This is a genomic window from Mesorhizobium sp. AA23, assembly GCF_001672435.1.
GTDB lineage: Bacteria > Pseudomonadota > Alphaproteobacteria > Rhizobiales > Rhizobiaceae > Mesorhizobium.
This window is the reverse complement of the sequence record NZ_LYTP01000006.1, coordinates 103,650-119,737: the sequence shown is the minus strand read 5'-3', so window position 1 is coordinate 119,737 and position 16,088 is coordinate 103,650. Positions and strand designations below refer to the sequence as shown.

Annotated in this window: 20 protein-coding genes; 9 read left to right on the top strand and 11 right to left on the bottom strand. The window is 64.2% G+C overall.

Going from position 1 to position 16,088, the window contains the following annotated elements:
* Positions 1-225: 225 nt before the first annotated feature.
* The 4 genes from A9K66_RS07930 to A9K66_RS07915 all read right to left on the bottom strand — a co-directional run bounded on the left by A9K66_RS07930 (position 226) and on the right by A9K66_RS07915 (position 5,396).
* The gene (locus A9K66_RS07930; protein WP_067321961.1) at positions 226-1,998 is read right to left on the bottom strand and encodes an ABC transporter ATP-binding protein; all 1,773 of its coding nucleotides are present in this window, start codon (positions 1,996-1,998) and stop codon (positions 226-228) included.
* On the bottom strand, positions 1,995-3,020 hold the full coding sequence (locus A9K66_RS07925) for a glycosyltransferase (RefSeq protein ID WP_082953760.1): 1,026 nt from the start codon (positions 3,018-3,020) through the stop codon (positions 1,995-1,997). Before A9K66_RS07925 ends, A9K66_RS07930 begins: the two co-directional genes overlap by 4 nt.
* A 112-nt stretch (positions 3,021-3,132) precedes the next feature.
* The gene (locus A9K66_RS07920) at positions 3,133-4,248 is read right to left on the bottom strand and encodes a glycosyltransferase family 2 protein (RefSeq protein WP_245307427.1); all 1,116 of its coding nucleotides are present in this window, start codon (positions 4,246-4,248) and stop codon (positions 3,133-3,135) included.
* On the bottom strand, positions 4,245-5,396 hold the full coding sequence (locus A9K66_RS07915; protein WP_067321959.1) for an acyltransferase: 1,152 nt from the start codon (positions 5,394-5,396) through the stop codon (positions 4,245-4,247). Before A9K66_RS07915 ends, A9K66_RS07920 begins: the two co-directional genes overlap by 4 nt.
* Before the next feature lie 573 nt (positions 5,397-5,969).
* Between A9K66_RS07915 and A9K66_RS07910 the strand changes: the two genes are divergently transcribed.
* The 3 genes from A9K66_RS07910 (at position 5,970) to A9K66_RS30130 (ending at position 8,757) form a co-directional block, all read left to right on the top strand.
* Entirely contained in the window at positions 5,970-6,857 is an 888-nt protein-coding gene (locus A9K66_RS07910; protein ID WP_067321956.1) for a DMT family transporter, read from the top strand.
* Between the two features lie 311 nt (positions 6,858-7,168).
* Positions 7,169-7,675, top strand: a complete 507-nt coding sequence (locus tag A9K66_RS07905; protein ID WP_067321952.1) for a hypothetical protein — start codon at positions 7,169-7,171, stop codon at positions 7,673-7,675.
* A 593-nt stretch (positions 7,676-8,268) separates the two neighbouring features.
* On the top strand, positions 8,269-8,757 hold the full coding sequence (locus A9K66_RS30130) for a hypothetical protein (protein WP_067321950.1): 489 nt from the start codon (positions 8,269-8,271) through the stop codon (positions 8,755-8,757).
* Positions 8,758-8,940: 183 nt separating this feature from the next.
* Here A9K66_RS30130 and A9K66_RS07895 read toward each other — a convergent pair whose 3' ends face one another.
* The gene (locus tag A9K66_RS07895) at positions 8,941-9,585 is read right to left on the bottom strand and encodes a response regulator transcription factor (RefSeq protein WP_066992920.1); all 645 of its coding nucleotides are present in this window, start codon (positions 9,583-9,585) and stop codon (positions 8,941-8,943) included.
* Positions 9,582-10,982: a sensor histidine kinase gene (locus tag A9K66_RS07890; protein ID WP_067321944.1), complete on the bottom strand. Its 1,401-nt coding sequence runs from the start codon at positions 10,980-10,982 to the stop codon at positions 9,582-9,584. Before A9K66_RS07890 ends, A9K66_RS07895 begins: the two co-directional genes overlap by 4 nt.
* A 557-nt stretch (positions 10,983-11,539) precedes the next feature.
* On the opposite strand from A9K66_RS07890, the gene A9K66_RS07885 reads away from it, so the two are divergent.
* Complete coding sequence (locus tag A9K66_RS07885; RefSeq protein ID WP_066992926.1) at positions 11,540-11,722, top strand: hypothetical protein; 183 nt, start codon at positions 11,540-11,542, stop codon at positions 11,720-11,722.
* 15 nt (positions 11,723-11,737) lie between these two features.
* Here A9K66_RS07885 and A9K66_RS30125 read toward each other — a convergent pair whose 3' ends face one another.
* Positions 11,738-11,896: a hypothetical protein gene (locus A9K66_RS30125; protein ID WP_156751037.1), complete on the bottom strand. Its 159-nt coding sequence runs from the start codon at positions 11,894-11,896 to the stop codon at positions 11,738-11,740.
* 481 nt (positions 11,897-12,377) lie between these two features.
* On the bottom strand, positions 12,378-12,572 hold the full coding sequence (locus tag A9K66_RS30120; protein ID WP_164746740.1) for a hypothetical protein: 195 nt from the start codon (positions 12,570-12,572) through the stop codon (positions 12,378-12,380).
* On the opposite strand from A9K66_RS30120, the gene A9K66_RS07880 reads away from it, so the two are divergent.
* From A9K66_RS07880 to arsC, 3 genes are read left to right on the top strand one after another with little or no spacing between them, the layout of a single operon-like run.
* Positions 12,558-12,908 carry a metalloregulator ArsR/SmtB family transcription factor gene (locus tag A9K66_RS07880; RefSeq protein WP_067321941.1) on the top strand — a complete coding sequence of 117 codons (351 nt, stop codon included), beginning with the start codon at positions 12,558-12,560 and terminating at the stop codon, positions 12,906-12,908. The genes A9K66_RS30120 and A9K66_RS07880 overlap by 15 nt on opposite strands.
* Positions 12,905-13,603, top strand: a complete 699-nt coding sequence (locus A9K66_RS07875; RefSeq protein ID WP_067321937.1) for an MIP/aquaporin family protein — start codon at positions 12,905-12,907, stop codon at positions 13,601-13,603. Before A9K66_RS07880 ends, A9K66_RS07875 begins: the two co-directional genes overlap by 4 nt.
* Positions 13,600-14,010 (top strand): arsenate reductase (glutaredoxin), encoded by a 411-nt coding sequence (gene arsC, locus A9K66_RS07870; RefSeq protein ID WP_067321933.1) that lies wholly within the window; start codon positions 13,600-13,602, stop codon positions 14,008-14,010. Before A9K66_RS07875 ends, arsC begins: the two co-directional genes overlap by 4 nt.
* A gap of 177 nt (positions 14,011-14,187) precedes the next feature.
* Here the strand turns inward: arsC and A9K66_RS07865 are convergent, their stop codons facing one another.
* Complete coding sequence (locus A9K66_RS07865; RefSeq protein ID WP_067321930.1) at positions 14,188-14,370, bottom strand: hypothetical protein; 183 nt, start codon at positions 14,368-14,370, stop codon at positions 14,188-14,190.
* A gap of 204 nt (positions 14,371-14,574) precedes the next feature.
* Between A9K66_RS07865 and A9K66_RS30115 the strand changes: the two genes are divergently transcribed.
* Together A9K66_RS30115 and A9K66_RS07860 are read left to right on the top strand one after the other, a co-directional pair.
* The gene (locus tag A9K66_RS30115) at positions 14,575-14,724 is read left to right on the top strand and encodes a hypothetical protein (RefSeq protein ID WP_156751035.1); all 150 of its coding nucleotides are present in this window, start codon (positions 14,575-14,577) and stop codon (positions 14,722-14,724) included.
* Positions 14,725-14,890: 166 nt separating this feature from the next.
* Positions 14,891-15,163 (top strand): PilZ domain-containing protein, encoded by a 273-nt coding sequence (locus A9K66_RS07860; protein ID WP_067321928.1) that lies wholly within the window; start codon positions 14,891-14,893, stop codon positions 15,161-15,163.
* A gap of 143 nt (positions 15,164-15,306) precedes the next feature.
* Here the strand turns inward: A9K66_RS07860 and A9K66_RS07855 are convergent, their stop codons facing one another.
* Both A9K66_RS07855 and A9K66_RS07850 read right to left on the bottom strand, forming a co-directional pair.
* Complete coding sequence (locus tag A9K66_RS07855) at positions 15,307-15,591, bottom strand: photosystem reaction center subunit H (protein WP_067321925.1); 285 nt, start codon at positions 15,589-15,591, stop codon at positions 15,307-15,309.
* A 99-nt stretch (positions 15,592-15,690) separates the two neighbouring features.
* A complete protein-coding gene (locus tag A9K66_RS07850) occupies positions 15,691-16,014 on the bottom strand; it encodes a DUF2934 domain-containing protein (RefSeq protein ID WP_067321922.1) in 324 nt (107 codons plus the stop codon).
* Positions 16,015-16,088 lie beyond the last annotated feature (74 nt).

The following is a 16,088-nucleotide window of genomic DNA, read 5'->3' as shown; positions in this document are numbered from 1 at the left end:
TAGCGCCGGCGGGACAGCACCCCCCTCTGTCCTGCCGGACATCTCCCCCGCAAGGGCCCGCAAGGGGGAGATCAGATGTCGTCGCCGCTTTCGCCAACTTCCGACGGAGCATGAAGAGCGCGGCAGCCGGAGCTGCCAATCTCCCCCCTTGCGGGGGAGATGCCCGGCAGGGCAGAGGGGGGTGTCTCGCGCCAACCTTCGCCACTTCCCTCGCAAAGAAAGCCCTCACTCCGGCTGGTACAGCTCATCCATGCTGCGCGCCGCCAGTTCCGCGAACGGCGCCTGCTTCTTCACCCGCCCATGCTCCAGGATCACCAGGTCGTCGCAGAACGCGATGGTCGAGTGGTGATGGCTGATGACGATCGTGGTGCGGCGGCCGGCGCGCGATTTCAGCGTTTCCACGATTGCCGCTTCCGAGAGCCCGTCCACCGCATTTGTGGCTTCGTCGAGGATCAAAATGTCGGGGTCGCGCAGCAGCGCTCGCGCCAGCGCGATGCGCTGCCTTTGCCCGGCCGACAGGTTGACGCCGCGATAGCCGACCACCGTCTGGTAGGCCTGCGGCAGCGTCTCGATGAAGCCATGCGCCTCGGCGAGCTTGGCCGCGCGGCGCGCCTCTTCCGCGCTGGCCGTGTCCTTGCCGTAGGTGATGTTGTCGAGGATGGTGCCGTCGACCAGCTCCAGCTCCTGGCTGGCCAAAGCGATGTGCGCCCGCCATTGGGCCGGGTCGATCTCGCCGAGCGGCGCGCCGTCGACGAGGATGCGGCCGCCATCGGGCTCGACGAAGCGGCAGAGCAGGTTGACGATGGTCGTCTTGCCGGCGCCGGAGCGGCCGATCAGCGCCGTCGAGCGGCCGCTCACGATGTCGAAGCTCGCCGCATGCAGCACCGCCGCGCGCTGCTCCTCATTGGCATAGCTGAAGCTGACGCCCTCGAAGGCGATCTTCTCACCGAGTCCCGCGAACGGGCGGCTGCCCGTGGGCGGCACGGGCTTGCCCTCGGGGTCGAGCAGCCAGCTCACCTCCTCCAGCGAGCCGGAAAGCCCCTGCAGCTGGCTCCAGGTCATCTGCAGCGCGCGCACATGCGGCTGCAGGCGGTAAAGCAGGATGAGGAAGGCGGCGACCAACGGGAAGCTCAGGCCAGCAAGCCAGGCGCCGATCACCACCGCCAGGAACAGCACCGCGTGCAGCACTTCGGTGAGCGGCGCCAGCGCGCCCTGGCGTCTGGAAAGCGTGAAGGCCGCCCGCCGCACGCTGTCCGACGCCTTCTCGAACGCCGCGTTCTCGCGCGCCTCCTGGCCGAAGATGCGGATGAGACGGCCGGCATGCACCAGGTGCAGCATCTGCGAGGCTAAAGCGCTGTTGCGGGCCGCGACGCTGCGGCTCGGGCCCTTGAGATGGGCCGACAGCACCATATGTGCCGCTTGCACCAGCGCCAGGCCGAGCATAACCAGCAGCGTCATCTGCCAGGATAAGAGCAGCAGGAAGGCAAGCAGGATAACCGCCGCCGAGGCGCTGACGATCGCGCCCAGCATCCCCTGCATGGCGTCCGACGCCCGCCAGGATTCGTTGGAGATGATGTTGAGCAGCCGCCCTGGGCTCTCCTTCAGGAAGAACGGATAGCCGACGCTGAGCAGGCGTTCGGCGAGCGCGCCGCGGATCGATTGACCGGCCTTGCCGTAGATATGCGCGGTCAGCACCGCATTGGCGAAGGCAAGCAGGTTCTTGAGCAGGATCGAGCCGAGGATCGCGGCCGAAATCGCGATCAGCCGCTCGCGCTCGCCGAGCCCGGCGCCGACCTTCTGCAGCAGGGCGGAGAGTCCGGCCATGCCGGTCGCCTCGCCATGTCCCATGATGATGCCGAGCAGCGGAATGATCAGCCCGATGCCGAAGCCTTCGAGCGCAGCACTGGCAAGCCCGAGCGCGACCACGACGGGCAGCAGGCCGAGCTGACGGCGGCCGAGCGCCCGCCGCAGCATCGCCAGAGTCGGGTGCCCGCTCATGGCGCGCCGGCCTCCGTCCTGGCCTCGCCGGCTTCCTGAGCGTGCCGCGGCTGCCGATCGGGCCGCCCCGCCAGCACGAGCGTCATGAATTTCGCCGCGCCCGCGAGGTTCATCAAAACGATCGGCCAGTGCGAGAGCCTGAGATCCTGGTCGAAGCGCGGGCCGCCGATCAGCTCGCGCGTGGCGGCACGTGCCGCCCAATAGAAATGGCGAAGCAGCCATGGCGCGCGGCGGAAATGCTTGAGACACAGCGCGCCATTGCCGAAATGATAGTCGCGGTGCAGCCGATCGATCGCCTTGCGGCCACGCCGGCCGTGGTGATGGAAGATCGTCATGTCGGGCACATATTCCACCGCCATGCCGGCGAGCATGGCGCGCACCAGGTAGTCGGTGTCTTCCGCGGAGCGCAGCGGCCCGCCGGCGCCGAAGCGTTCGTCGAAGGGGCCGATGCGAGCGGCGACGTCGCGATGCATGGTCATGTTGCAGCCGAGCACGAAGCCGCCCGGATGCACGGCGGGCGTCAGCCGCTGGCGCTCGTCGCAGCGCTTGATGGTGAAGGGCAGGTCGCGCGCATCGCCGAGTTCGACGCGGCCGCCGCGGATCAGCCATTTCTCACCGCTTGCATAATGCCGTTGGAGGTCGGCGAGGTAGTTGCGGTCGAGCCTGCAGTCGTCGTCGTTGAAGACCAGCACGTGCCCGCGCGCCCGCGCCAGCCCCGCATTGCGCGCCGCCGCCAGCCCGGGCCGCGGCTCTGAGATCGCCGTAAGTGGAATGTCGGAGCTCGCGGCGATCCGGGAAAGATATTCCGCCGTGCCGTCGCGCGAGCCGTTGTCGACCACCACCAGTTCGGCGGCGAAGGCGGGATGCGCAAGACAGGCGGCACGGATCGAATCGATGCAGGCTTCAAGCACCGCCGCGCGGTCACGCGTGCAGACGATGAAGGAGACCTGCGGCCGCTGCCTGGGCCAGGGAGGCGCGGGCAGGGCCGGGTGCCGCGGCAGGGGATGGCGCGCGTCGTTCATGGAGAGGGCTCAGCGCTGAGGCTGCTGACCTCCCTGCTTGTGAGGGGAGATTGGCTGTCGCGCCGGCTTTCGCCGATTTCCACCGCCGGCGAGTGGACGCGGCCAAAGCTGCTCATGCCGCCTCCATCCTGTAAGGCGCCAGCACCGATGCCGCCGGCGTGGATTTGAAGCGGTAGGCGAGCCTGTCGGCCTGCTTGCCGGCCCACATCGAAGCCTGGCTGAGCCACGGTGCCCAGGCCCCGGGGCGCAACGCATATTGCTCGCGGCGGCGGATCGCGTTCCATTTCGCGGAAAGCGTCAAAAGCTCATGCGTCAGCGCGGGTTGCTCCTCGTCGTTGACGAGCTGGTAGAGGAAATAGAAGAGGTTGAGCGCGCCGGCCTCGAAGCTCGGGCGCACCGCCGCGGGCAGCGCGGTAATCCGCTCTTCCAGCGCGCGGATGAAGGCTGCTACCCCGGCCACCGTCGCGAAGGAGACTCGATCGCCGATCGCGCGCAGGTCCTTGGTATCGTCTGTCAGACCCTCGCGCTCGAGGTTTTCGCCGACGATCCGGAGATGCGTGCGCCGCATCTCCTTCACATGCCGGCTGGTCACGCTGCCGGAATGCACGCGGTAGACCAGCAGGCTCTCCTCCATCAGGGCCGCCGGATAACGGTCGGCGAGCCGGCGGAAGAGGTCGAAATCCTCGGCATGCCGGTAGGCGGCGTCGTAATGAAGGTCGGCCTCGCCGATCACCCGGCGGTTGTAGACCACGGTCGGGTGCATGAAGATCGTGAAGAATTTCGCGAGCGCGGCAAGGTCGAGGCGGAACACCGGGTCGAGCCTGCCAGGCGCAATACGGCCACGCACCAGCATGTCGACGATCGAGCCGCAGAAGCCGAGGTCGGGGCGCGTTGCAAACAGCGCCGCCTGGCGCGACAGCCGCCAGGGATAGGCGAAGTCGTCCGCGTCCATACGCGCGACCAATTCGCCTTGCGCGCTCGCCAGCCCCTCATTGAGGCTGGCGACGAGACCGCGATTCTCGCGCGAAACAATGGATACGCGGCTGTCCGCCTTGCGGCTGCGGTCGAGGATCTCCAGCGACCGGTCGGTCGAACCGTCGTCGATGGCGATGATCTCGAGCCGGCTGTAATCCTGCCGCAGGATCGATTGGATTGCAGCGCCGACATAGGGCTCGGCATTGTAGACCGGCAGCAGCACGGAGATGAGGGGAGTGGCGCTTGCCATCATCGCCTCGCCTCGGTTTGCTGCAGGTCCAGCGCGGACACGCTGGCCGGCGGGCCTATCCAGCTTGTCTCGCCCGCCATGCCCGCGCGCGACCGCGCGACATAGGGGAAATAGCGCTTGAGACTGTTGAGCGGCTTTTCGAACAGCGCCCAGGAGAGTGAGGCGACAAGCAGCGTGGCGGCGCCTGCGACAAGGAAGCGGCCAGGCCCTTGCTCCGAGACGTTGAGCGGGATCCAGGGCTGCGCCTTGACGGCGTAGGCGAGAAGGATCGGGTGGTAGAGATAGACGCCGTAGCTGATGCGGCCGAGGAAAAGCAGCGGTGGCAGTTCGGCCAGCTTGCCGAGCCTGCCGCCGAGGCCGTTGGAGCAGGCGGCGACGATCGCCACCAGCGGCACCAGCGGCAGCACCTGCACCAGCGCCCAGTGCCCCCACTCCCATGCCGAGTTCGCCGGTCCCGGATCGGACCAGACGACGAGCAGGAAAACGACCGCGAAAGCCGGCCAGCCGAGCCGCATCCAGCGCGGCACATCGGCGCTCCTGGCGCGGCGAACGGCAAGCAGGGCGCCGCAGCCGAGCGCGTCCATAGAGGCCGGCGGCAACAGGTCCCGGGCGAGCGCCGGGTTGGCGGTGAGCGGCCAGTAGAAGCGGTACGCGAACGAGAAGAGGATGACGCCGATCGTGATCGCCTCGATACGCCGGCGCGGCGCCAGCAGCACGATCAGCGGCCAGGCGAGATAGAACTGCTCCTCGATGCTGAGGCTCCAAAAATGGCAGAGCAGCCAGGGGTTCCAGTCGTTGCGCAGCGCATACCAGAAGTTCGAGAGATAAAGCGCATGCCAGGCAAGCGACGAGCTGGACTGTTCCAGATTGGTGAGCCAGACCAGGGCCAGCACGGCGAAATAGGGCGGAAAAATTCGGATTATGCGCCTGGAGTAGAAGGCGCGCAGCGCTGGCCCGGAAGCGAATACATTGCTGTCACGCGCGTCCAGCAAAAGCCGGGTGATCAGGAAGCCGGAGAGCACAAAGAACAGCCGCACGCCGAGATGGCCGAGGAAGGAGGTGCCGTTCGGCGCAAGGAAATGCGCGTAAAGCACCAGCGTGACGGCTACAGCTCGCACTGCATCAAGCTGGATGTCGCGCTGACCTGTCATGGGCGGGGTCCCCCGGCTTCGCCGTAAGATCCTGCGCCGGACCTGCAAAGCACGCCGGCTCTGCCTGTCGAGGAATCTCCGTCCGGGGCGAGAGTGCCGTCCTTGGCTGTCAGCGGAATGCCCATTCGGCTTAACGTAGCGGCATCCTCCACTGCCCATGTTGGTTAACATCTGTCCCGGCTTATGTTGCGGCGCAACACACAATGCTTACGGATTTGAAATAAAGCTGTGATCGGGAAGGTTACAGAACAGAGTTGTCCTTGAGCGATTTGGCCTATGGTCCTATATACGTATGGGCGTTTGGTCCGATTTTTGCAGTATTTATCGCCGAGGATGTTGAGGCTTGCCGCGGCAACCGGAGCGAGTGTTTCGGCCTGTATTTACAGTAAACGCCTCACGCTGAAGATTACTAAGCGGCGTTGTGAAAACTGTATTGACTTTCAGAGTCTTGTGCTGCGCAGCAAGCCAGTCGCGAGAGGCCTTGTCCAACCATCCGGCCCCGTTGCCTCAAGACAAGGGAAACATCAGTCTCTATCTCCACCACGGACCGGGGCGCGGGGGGATGGAGGAGAAGTGACGTCGACGCCGATCGCAACACCGCAGGCGCCGCTGGGGGCCTTGCCCGTGCTTGGCCTGCTCAGCGCCATCCTTTCGGTGCAGGTTGGCGCCGCCTTCGCCAAGGGCCTGTTTCCGGTCCTTGGGGCCGAGGGCACAACGATGCTGAGGCTCGTCATCGGCGCGTTGATGCTGGCGGCAGTGCTCAGGCCATGGAAAGTGCTGCCGACGCGAAAGGGTCTGCCTTGGCTCGCCGCCTATGGCGTCACCGTTTCGGTGATGAACCTGCTCTTCTATGCCGCGCTCGAGCGCATTCCGCTGGGCATCTGCGTGGCGCTCGAATTCACCGGCCCGCTTTTTGTCGCCACACTCGGCTCGCGGCGCCTTCTCGACCTCGTCTGGGTGGTGCTTGCCGTCGCCGGCATCGTGCTGCTCTCGCCGTTCGCCGATATCAGCCGCGGGCTCGATCCGATCGGCGTGCTGCTTGCGCTTGCCGCCGGCGCCTGCTGGGGGCTCTATATCATCTGTGCGCAGAAGGCCGGCGCCGAGCTTGGCGCCCGCACCTCGGCCTATGGCATGGCGATCGCCGCGCTCGTCGCGCTGCCTTTTGGCTTCACCGCAGCCGAACCTTATCTCACCGACTCGCATGTCATGGCGGCCGCGGTCGTCGTCGGGCTGTTCTCCAGCGCGCTGCCCTTCTGGCTGGAGATGATGGTGCTCGCCAGAATGCCGGCGAAAGTCTATGGCATGATCGTCTGCCTGGAACCCGCAGGCGCCGCGCTGACCGGGTTTCTCTTCCTGCACGAGAGCTTGAGCGTTTTGCAATGCGCCGGTATTGGCGCCGTGATTGCCGCCGCGTTCGGCGCGGCCGTAACGGCGAGAGCGCCGGTTCCGTCACCCTGTTAAGGATCAATGCCATATCGCCTGAGGGCGCGGCGGTTTTGGGAGAGCATAGAACAACCACCCGTAGCGCGTTGCGCGAAGCCGTGCACGCGGGTATCCACGCCAGAAAAAGCCATGCACGCAGCCGGGCCCGATCACATCTGGTGGTTGAGATAGGACTTAGGTCCGACATCGCTGCGAAAAAGGTCTTAAAAAGCAAGACAAGGGTCGTGGGCCACTTCCCCACGACGGGTTGATTAGGGATGCTGATGTTGCGACATTGCCGGTGGGGTAGTTCGGCCGAAGGGTCGGATGGCTGGCAAGGGGAGATTGGGATGCGCGTATCGCGCATGGGCTGCAGGCATGTCTTGCGGGCGCTCGTTGCGCTGGCGCTTGTTGTCGCGCCTTTTCATCTCTCCTTCGACGGTCCTGTCGTGGCCAAGGCCTATGCCGGCAAAGGCGGCAATGGAAACGGCAATGGCGGTGGGAACAGCGGCGGCGGCAACGGTAACGGCAGCGGCGGCGGCAACAGCGGGAACGGGAACGGCAACTCGGGCGGCAACAGCGGAAACAGCAACTCGGGCGGTAACAACGGAAACGGAAACAGCGGCAACAGCAAGGGCGCAACGAACACTGCAGCAACCGGCGATGTCGATGATCATGTGAATGCGGCGACCGGCGACAAGGTCGAGGTCAGTGCCAATAGCATCCAGGTCACGCACCGGAACGGAATGAAGGAGAGCATCGAGAACGGCCGTTTCAGGATGGAGGACAAGTTTGGTCGCACCATCGTCGAGCGCAAGGCCACAGTGGCCGATCTCGATCGCCTAAAGAGTTTGTGAGAGCGAGGTTCTATCTGGATTAGATCTTAAGGGGCCAAAAGCCAGCGCTGCAAAATCAGGTTGCCACCTTTTGCTTCGTCTCTTCGGTCCTGATCGTCTTACGACAGAACTCCCGCTGCTCACCTTGCCCCCGCCTTTTGGCGGGGGTACTTTTTTGGGGCCCTTGAGACGGCTGCCGGATAAGGCGGGCTCTTGGCGCATGCCCCCGCAGTCCGGGGAAACATTTCATGCGCAAACCAAAGGTTACGGCGCTTTTTCGTCCAGGAGGGCGCATGCGCCGTAGCATGCCGCGGTTCGTTGAGTGTCCGCGCCGTTCTCGCGTGCGACAGTCATAATGAATTGCTAACGGCTTTCCAAGCGATTTTGGTTAACGCGACGGCAGTCGCAGCTTCCAGTTGTGTTCCCGGCTGGTGCGACAATGGTCCCCAAGTGACTGCAAAAAGGTCCGACCGGACATGGCATGGGTCGTGGGCCGCTTCCGTAACCTTACCAAAGCGTGAATCTTGTCTGGTCAAGACACCGGTTCCGCCTTGGCGGGCTGAGAGCGGAACTTCGGCAGGGCCGAGGCGGAACCGGCATGAACCAAGGACGGCATGCGCGAACCCGCCTCAAAAAGGTTTGTCCGCCTTACGCTGCGCGCCGCGGCCGCGCTGGCGCTTTTTGCCGCGCCTGGTCATTTCACGTCCAATAGCCTTGCCAAGCTTCTGGTGGCCACCGCTTATGCCGACAACGGCGGCGGCAACGGCAATGGCGGCGGCAACGGCGGCGGGGGCAATAGCGGCGGCGGAAACGCTGGCGGCAATTCCGGCAACAGCAATTCCGGTGGCGGCAATGCCAATGCCGGTCCTGGCAACAACAGCGGCAAAGGCAACACCAACCCCGGCGGCAAGGCCGCCAGCCATGTCAATGCGGCGACGGGCGACACAGTCGAGATCGACGGCAACAGGATCACCATCATCCACCGCAACGGCATGAAGGAAGAGATCGAGAACGGGCGCTTCGAGATGACCGATGCGCAAGGTCGCACCATCGTCGAGCGCCGGGCGACCGAGGAGGATCTGGCCCGTCTGCTAGGCTTGTGAGGGCCGAGAGAAGCTACCCCCTTTTCCCGCGCCTTCGCATGTCACCCCCGCCTTCAGAGGCGGGGGTGATTTGCTTTTAGGGGGACGGTGAATGGTGAATGGTGAATAGTAATCAGCGGACGGCACTTCACCGAATGGAACGCGCCGGCGCTTCACCATTCACCATTCACTATTCACTATTCACTAATTCCTCTCTCTCGCTTCATGCATCAGCAGCGCCGCCTCCGTCCGATTGCGCACGTTGAGCTTGGCGAGCACTCGGGTCATGTGGTGCTTGACCGTCTTTTCCTGCAGCGACAGCCGCATCGCGACCTCCTTGTTGCTCAGGCCCTCCGCCACCAGCCCCAGGATCTCGGCCTCGCGGCCGGTGAGCTGGCTGAGCGGGTCGGGCTTGCGGCTGGTGGGCTGCAAGAGATCCGACAGCAGCCGGGCCGAAAGCGTCGGCGAAACGTAGCTCTGGCCGTTGGCGACGTCGCGCAGGATCTCGGCCAGCGACTTGGAGCCGACGCCCTTCAGCACATAGCCCCGCGCGCCCGCCTTCAGCGCCTGGGCGACATCGGCATTGGTCTCGGACACGGTGAGCATGACGATCTTTTGCTCAGGCGCCGCCGAAAGGATGCTGGCCAGCGCATTGAGGCCGCCGCCGGGCATGCTGATGTCAAGCAGCAGCACGTCGGGCGCGCTGGCGCGGACCAGCTTTTCGGCGTCCTCGGCGCTGGCGCCTTCGCCGACAAGCTCGAAGCCGCCGATCTCGCCGAGGCTGCGCGCCACGCCCTCGCGAAACAGCGGATGATCGTCGACAATAGCGATGCGGATGGGTGCGGTCACGGCTGCTCCTCGACAGACAATGTGATTACCAGTCTCGTTCCCCCCGGCCCCGAAAGCGTCTCGAACTGCCCGCCAATGCTTTCGATACGCTCCCTAAGACCGGCGAGCCCGAGGCCTTCGCTTCGCGCAGGATTGAAGCCCGGGCCGGTGTCCTGCACCTCGACCAGAAGCTTGCCGCCCTTCATCGTGGCTCTCACCTGCTGGCCCTTGCCCTTGCCGTGCCGGAAGGCGTTGTTCAGTCCTTCCTGCACGAAACGATAGATGCTGATCTTCTCCGAGGTGCCGAGTTCCGGCAAGCGCTCCGGCAGCGTCAGCAGCACTTTGGTGTCGGTGCGGCGCTCATGCTCGGCGACCGCCAGCCGCAATATGTCGGCCACTGCCTGCGTCTCGATCTGCGGCAGCACCAGGCCGTTGCAGATGCCGCGTATCTCGCTCATCGCTTCGCCCAGCGTCTTATGGATGCCGGCGATTTCCGCCTCGCGCTGCGGTTTGGGTGTGGCGGGGTCGACCAGCACCGGACTGTCCATCCTGAGCGCGGCAAGCGCCACCAGCTGCGCCGGGCCGTCATGCAGGTCGGCGCCGATGCGCCTCAGGTAGCGTTCGTTGATGGCGGTGGCTCGCCGCGAGGCGCGCTGCACGCGCTGGCGTAGCGACGAGTTCTGCGCCAGCGCCTCCTGCAACTCGGTGACTTTGGCTTCCAGCGCGGCACGCTGCGTCTGGATGGTGCGGCTGCCGCGAAACACGATGCCCGACAGCAGCGCCAGCGAGGCGGCGGTGGCGCCGGCCACCACCAGCCAGGTCCATCTGAGTGCTGAGTTCAGCGTCTCCTGGAAATCGTCGGCGACTTCGTAGAATTCCGACACCGCCACCACTTCGCCCGACCAGGGTTCGCGCACGGGGTTGTAGATCTCGAACAACGGCGCGGTCACCGCTTTCTCTTCGCTGGTCTCAGGATCGTCGGCGAGGTTGTTGAATTCCGCCACGACATTGCCGGCAAAGGCCGAGATCAGATTGGGGTTGGGCGGAAACGTCTTGCCGATCAGCTTCGAGTTATCAGCGTAAAGCACCGTGCCGTCGCGCCGCCACAGCTTGAATGACACCAGCCTCTTGCCGAGCGCGCCCTGGCCGAGCGTCTCGTCCAGCGCCCGTTTGACCGTGTCGTCGAGCTCGCGGCTCTTGCGCAGGTCCGGCAGCAGCGGCGCGATCACGCTGTCGACATAGAGCGCCGTCGTGGTGGCGGAGTTGTGCATCACGCCTTCGCGGATTTGCGAGGTCACCCAGAGGCCAACCACGAGCATCACCGCCAAAAGCCCGATGCCGCCGGCAATCACAAACTGCCAGGCCAGCGACAGCCCGCTCCAGATTTGCACAAGTCGCTTCAAGGTCTCCCTGAGCATTCGCGCGATTCACCCCACCACGGACAAAGAGTATAGGCCAGCCGCGGCAATTGCGACACCGACCTTGGTCCGGCCTTCAGGCGAGCGGTTAACAGCGCGGCCGTCGAGGCTGCAGAAACCGCTTCCAGGTGCCAAGAACGCCTAGTCCGGCCCCCGGCACAGATGCGGGCGGAACATTAGCAGTTTCTAAGTGTTGAGGTCTTTGCGAGGGCTTCCGAAAGAAACTTCGGCCTATGCCCCCTTGGCAGGCGCGTTTCCTGACCGCCGACATGTGGAGAGGACCATGAACAACATCATCTGGATCGTAGGTGCTATCGTCATCGTGATCGCCATTTTGAGTTTTCTGGGTCTGCGCTGATTCGAGCCGGGCCGCTCGTAGCGATGGCGGCGCGAATGAAACGTGCGGCGGCTTGGGGTGGCCTTGGCCATCCGGCTTTTGGTCGTGCTCGCGGGTATGATCACCGCACTTGTTTTCAGGCGGATGGGCTGGAACGCAAAATAGGGCGACCGCGTTTTGCCTCGCTATGTCGAGGAGTTCTCACCTTCACAAGGCCGAGATGCCAGGCTTGGCCTCGATTGCCGAGGCGGAGCGCCAGGCGCGCGCCGAAAAGAACGCCAGACTGAGGGATCTTCGTACGCATACATCGTGGCTGGTGCTCGATCCCGACGCGCTTTTCCGGGACGAGATCGACTGCTCGGCGCTGTTCGGTGAAGTGCCTGGGCTAAAAATCGTCGGCTAGGAGAGGCCTCGGCTGTCAGGCCGTCTGAAGACGTGCGACAGGTGCCCCGCGCAAGATCGCTATCAGCCGCGCGACGGCCAATGGCGCCAGGAACATGAAAACCGTCGTGATGCTGAGGAAGATCGACCAAGCCAGATCGATCACGCTGTGGTCATAGCAGACTGCGAATTCCATGGCGCCTTACCCTTTTATCCACCCGGCTGCGCATCAGGTTGCCACGCATTGGGCCAAGCATGATCCTCATTTTCAAGAAATACAAGAGATCGCTAATTTGGGTAGTGGGTCAGTTTGAAAGTCCATCCCGATCAGAACAGGCGCTTTCGCCTAGGCCCCGTCTGGAAATAGACGGGAACGGGCGTCACCGACAAGCTTTGGGAGGAAGCGCGAACATCGTTGCGCTTGTCGAAGCCGAGAAGCCAACAGTGCGCGGACGTGACGTAAAAAGAGAAGGGCTCGCGGCGTTTAGGCGCGAGCCCTTTTCCTTGCTGAGAGCGACATTGTTGGGTGTGCTCTGGCGGTCGGATATTCATCACAATCACGGGTTTAGAGGAAGCTGGCGATCATTCACATTCGCTCAATAGAGCGTGATGGACGGGGGAGTTTGGGCTAACCCGCGATTTCAAACCGACCCACTATCCTAGTTGGGATGGAAATTTCACCGGCCGGCCGCGTCGTAACGAAACACCAGCGGCTTGTCTTGGTAATCAGCCAGCGTGTGGAGCAGATCGCCGATGGTCAGGTCCGAGGATCCAATGGAGGAGCGGGGACGATATTTCTTGTCAGGAGTGAGCATGTCGGCTATGCCTCGTTTCAATATTTCAAGGATTGTTGAAACGTGGATGAGCGACAAGCCCTGATGGCCTTTGGTGCGCTGTCGCAGGAAACGCGGCTGAAACTGCTTCGGTTGCTGGTGGTTGCCGGGCCGGACGGCATCGCCGCCGGTTCGCTTGCCGAACAGGTCGAGGTATCTCCGTCCAATGTCAGCTTCCATCTCAAGGAACTGGAGCGCGCCGGCCTGGTCGGCACGCGCCGCGACGCACGCTCGATCGTCTACAGCGCGGAATACGATGCGCTTTCCGCTCTGATCCGCTTCCTGATGGAGGATTGCTGCTCGGGCCGGCCGGAAATCTGCGCGCCGGCGCTCGCCGCCCCGTGCTGCCGGCCGGGCGAGGGGCCCCGGCAATGATCTCTTACGATCTGCCGCGACGTGCCGTTGCTGAAGCCCTGGGCGCCGGCCTGCTGGTGGCAACGGTGGTCGGTTCCGGCATCATGGCGGAGACGCTGACGCATGACACCGCGCTGGCGCTGCTCGCCAACACGCTCGCGACCGGCGCCATGCTGGTGGTGTTGATCACCATCCTCGGACCGATCTCCGGGGCGCATTTCAATCCGGCCGTCTCGCTCGTCTTCTGTTTGAACCGGTCGCTCCCGCCGCGCGATCTGCCTGCCTATCTCGCCGCGCAGTTCGCCGGCGGCATCGCCGGCACGATCGCCGCGCACCTCATGTTCGCCCTGCCGCCCTTGGAGATCGCGACCAAGCCGCGCGCCGGACCGGCGCAATGGTTTTCGGAGATTGTCGCGACATTCGGCCTGGTCGCTGTAATTCTCGCCGGCCTGCGCTTCGAGCGACGGGCTGTGCCATGGCTGGTAGGCCTCTTCATCACCGCCGCCTACTGGTTCACCGCCTCTACGTCCTTCGCCAATCCGGCCGTCGCCGTGGCGCGTGCGCTCACCGACAGCTTTTCCGGCATCAGGCCGGCCGATCTCCCGGGTTTCATCGTCGCCGAACTGCTCGGCGCCTTTATCGCGCTGGCGCTGATGGGATGGCTGCTGCGGCCCGAATCCATCGAGCAATCCGAGCCACTGAAAGCCGAGCCATGACGGTCACCATCTACCACAACCCCGCTTGCGGCACCTCGCGCAACACGCTTTCCATGATCCGCGCCAGCGGTGAGGAGCCGATGGTGATCGAATATCTGAAGGCGCCGCCGAGCCGCGAACGGCTACTCGAATTGATCGCGGCGATGGGCATCACCCCGCGCGACCTGTTGCGGGAGAAAGGCACGCCCTACGCGGAGCTTGGCCTCGCCGATCCGAAATGGAGCGACGACGAGCTGATCGGTTTCATGCTCGCCCATCCGATACTCATCAACCGGCCGATCGTGGAGACGCCCAAGGGCACGAGGCTCTGCCGGCCGTCGGAGGCGGTGCTGCCGCTGCTCGACAACCCCGTGCGCGAATTCATCAAGGAGGATGGCGAGAAGGTTGCCTGGTTGCCGCAAACCTAGAACGCCAGATGCTTCATGAAGTAGATCGAGGCTCGTGGTTTGCGAACGAGTCGACAAAGTGATGGGCACGACACCGACTTCTTGTTAGTTCCTGCATAAGGTCCGCCGCTATCGGAGCTTGGCGATAGATTTGTCGCGCGGCGAACCCGTGGCGGCGATCGCTACGCCCGCAGCCGCTCAGGCGCAGTCCTTCAACTCGACCACCTCGACGCCGAGGCGGAAGGCCTGACCATCGGCATAGGAGCGCGCAAATTGCTCGGCTTCGAAAGGGAAGGTCAGCGTAGTGCCGTAGGCGGTGACGCGCACCGTCCACCTCTGGCCCTTGACGAGTTCAACGCCGTGAAGCTTGGCCGTCGCCATCTCACCCTCCTCCAGTCCGGCATGCTCGCGGACGCAAAGACTAACGCCGCGGAAGTCGTTTGAGTACAAATAATCCGACCCAATCGTGTCGCTGCCGCGTCGATTCCGACATTCGGCGCGGCGCTTCCGTGAAATGGATCACGTTCGCTGCTGGAACCCCGGACAGGTCGAGTGGATTAGACTTACGAGCAGAGGAGGTGTCCCATGATCCGCAAGCTGAAGTCCGGCGACTACCGGCTCTATTCGCGCAAGGCGGATCCGAGGACCGGCAAACGCCGGAATCTCGGTACCTTCAAGTCGCGCGAGGCTGCCGAAAAGCACGAGCGCGAGGTCCAGTATTTCAAGCGGCATTAGCGGCATGCGACAAGCTCGTTCGGTCCGGCGCCGCCTGTGCGGAAACGGGATCGCCGAGTGGGCAGTGATTAGAAAACGCTAACGGAACGGAAACACGTCCGCGCTAGGGTGGTGCGTCGGGCGATTGAGTTTGAGCCCGCCGGGCAAGTTTCGGGACCAGTGCATCATGGCCACCTTTCCCCACTTAGAGCGCCGTCTTCATTCACGAGAATTCGTGCTGAAGGAGGCTACAATCGTCACCGGCGACGCCAGCATCAGGTGCTCCGTCCGTAATCAGCACGAGCATGGCGCCGAACTGCGCGTCGGGCCGCAGGTGGAATTGCCCGACCGTTTCACGCTCATTGTTCCCGATGACGACGCCGTTTATCGGGCCGTGGTGCGCTGGCGCCGCAACGAGCGCGTCGGCGTGCAGGTCTACAGCAATTCAATGAAGGGCTGACGGCCTTCGTTAGCCCCGGCAACGGGGCGGAGCGCGTCGCCGCTTCTCCACCGCCGTCGTCTCGTTGAGCGCGGGGGCCACGTGCAGGCCGCCGAGCGCGACCTGCTGAATGGAGGCCCGGCTCTCGTCGGACCCTCCCGTGCTCAGTCGTGATGCTCGGGCATCGACTTCAGCTGGTCCTTCGTCCATCTGGTCACGGCGTGGACGTCGCCGTCCTCGTCGCGCATGAAATCCAATTGGTTGGCGCTGACGGCGACCGGCTTTGCACCGATGCCGAGGAAGCCGCCGACAGCGATGACGACCTGGCTGCCATGCATGTGGTCGACTGAGCCGATCTTTTCGTCGTCCGGGCCGTAGATGGTCGCGCCTTCGAGAATGCTGGGAGTCAATTCGGCGTTTGTCAGCCTCACGTGGTTGGTATGATCCATGACAGGTCTCCTGTGGTTAGACAGGAGGAACTGTCGATGGCAACGAGGGTTCCGCCGACGTCGAATGCCGGCAACGTCGCACGCGTCTGGGTTCCTGACCTACAGCCCTTTCCGTGCCCGGATGCTCCGCGCCGCCTGCTCGATCGCGGCGCGGTCGCTGCCCAGCCTGTCGAGCAACTCCTGCGCTTCTTGGGCCGATATGCCGGTGCGTATCGCAAGCGCCTCGACCGTCAGCACATCCGCGCTGTCGATCTCGCGCGTTCCCGGCAGCGCATCGTCTGCCGTGAGCGGCAGCGCCGCCTCGCGATCGATCTCCATCTCGGCCTGGCGCCAGTGCCGCTCATGGTCGCCATGCAAGCTGCCCTCGCGCTGCCAGAGCTCATAGGCACGCTGCCTGATCTTCTCGGTCCGATCATCATCCATTGCCGTTCCTCCCTTTGCGTGCCACTCAACGCGGGATGAGGCGGAACGATCCGCGAGGCCCAAGAAGTGATCGG

Excerpts from the sequence above, each read along its gene's own strand:
- A9K66_RS07925 (WP_082953760.1), bottom strand. The coding sequence starts at position 3,020 with ATGAACGACGCGCGCCATCCCCTGCCGCGGCACCCGGCCCTGCCCGCG.
- A9K66_RS07850 (WP_067321922.1), bottom strand. The coding sequence starts at position 16,014 with ATGGATGATGATCGGACCGAGAAGATCAGGCAGCGTGCCTATGAGCTC.
- A9K66_RS30125 (WP_156751037.1), bottom strand. The coding sequence starts at position 11,896 with ATGGAATTCGCAGTCTGCTATGACCACAGCGTGATCGATCTGGCTTGG.
- A9K66_RS07865 (WP_067321930.1), bottom strand. The coding sequence starts at position 14,370 with ATGGCGACGGCCAAGCTTCACGGCGTTGAACTCGTCAAGGGCCAGAGG.
- A9K66_RS30130 (WP_067321950.1), top strand. The coding sequence starts at position 8,269 with ATGCGCGAACCCGCCTCAAAAAGGTTTGTCCGCCTTACGCTGCGCGCC.
- arsC (WP_067321933.1), top strand. The coding sequence starts at position 13,600 with ATGACGGTCACCATCTACCACAACCCCGCTTGCGGCACCTCGCGCAAC.
- A9K66_RS07890 (WP_067321944.1), bottom strand. The coding sequence starts at position 10,982 with ATGCTCAGGGAGACCTTGAAGCGACTTGTGCAAATCTGGAGCGGGCTG.
- A9K66_RS07915 (WP_067321959.1), bottom strand. The coding sequence starts at position 5,396 with ATGACAGGTCAGCGCGACATCCAGCTTGATGCAGTGCGAGCTGTAGCC.
- A9K66_RS07885 (WP_066992926.1), top strand. The coding sequence starts at position 11,540 with ATGCCAGGCTTGGCCTCGATTGCCGAGGCGGAGCGCCAGGCGCGCGCC.
- A9K66_RS07855 (WP_067321925.1), bottom strand. The coding sequence starts at position 15,591 with ATGGATCATACCAACCACGTGAGGCTGACAAACGCCGAATTGACTCCC.
- A9K66_RS07920 (WP_245307427.1), bottom strand. The coding sequence starts at position 4,248 with ATGATGGCAAGCGCCACTCCCCTCATCTCCGTGCTGCTGCCGGTCTAC.
- A9K66_RS07930 (WP_067321961.1), bottom strand. The coding sequence starts at position 1,998 with ATGAGCGGGCACCCGACTCTGGCGATGCTGCGGCGGGCGCTCGGCCGC.
- A9K66_RS30115 (WP_156751035.1), top strand. The coding sequence starts at position 14,575 with ATGATCCGCAAGCTGAAGTCCGGCGACTACCGGCTCTATTCGCGCAAG.
- A9K66_RS07860 (WP_067321928.1), top strand. The coding sequence starts at position 14,891 with ATGGCCACCTTTCCCCACTTAGAGCGCCGTCTTCATTCACGAGAATTC.
- A9K66_RS07875 (WP_067321937.1), top strand. The coding sequence starts at position 12,905 with ATGATCTCTTACGATCTGCCGCGACGTGCCGTTGCTGAAGCCCTGGGC.
- A9K66_RS07905 (WP_067321952.1), top strand. The coding sequence starts at position 7,169 with ATGCGCGTATCGCGCATGGGCTGCAGGCATGTCTTGCGGGCGCTCGTT.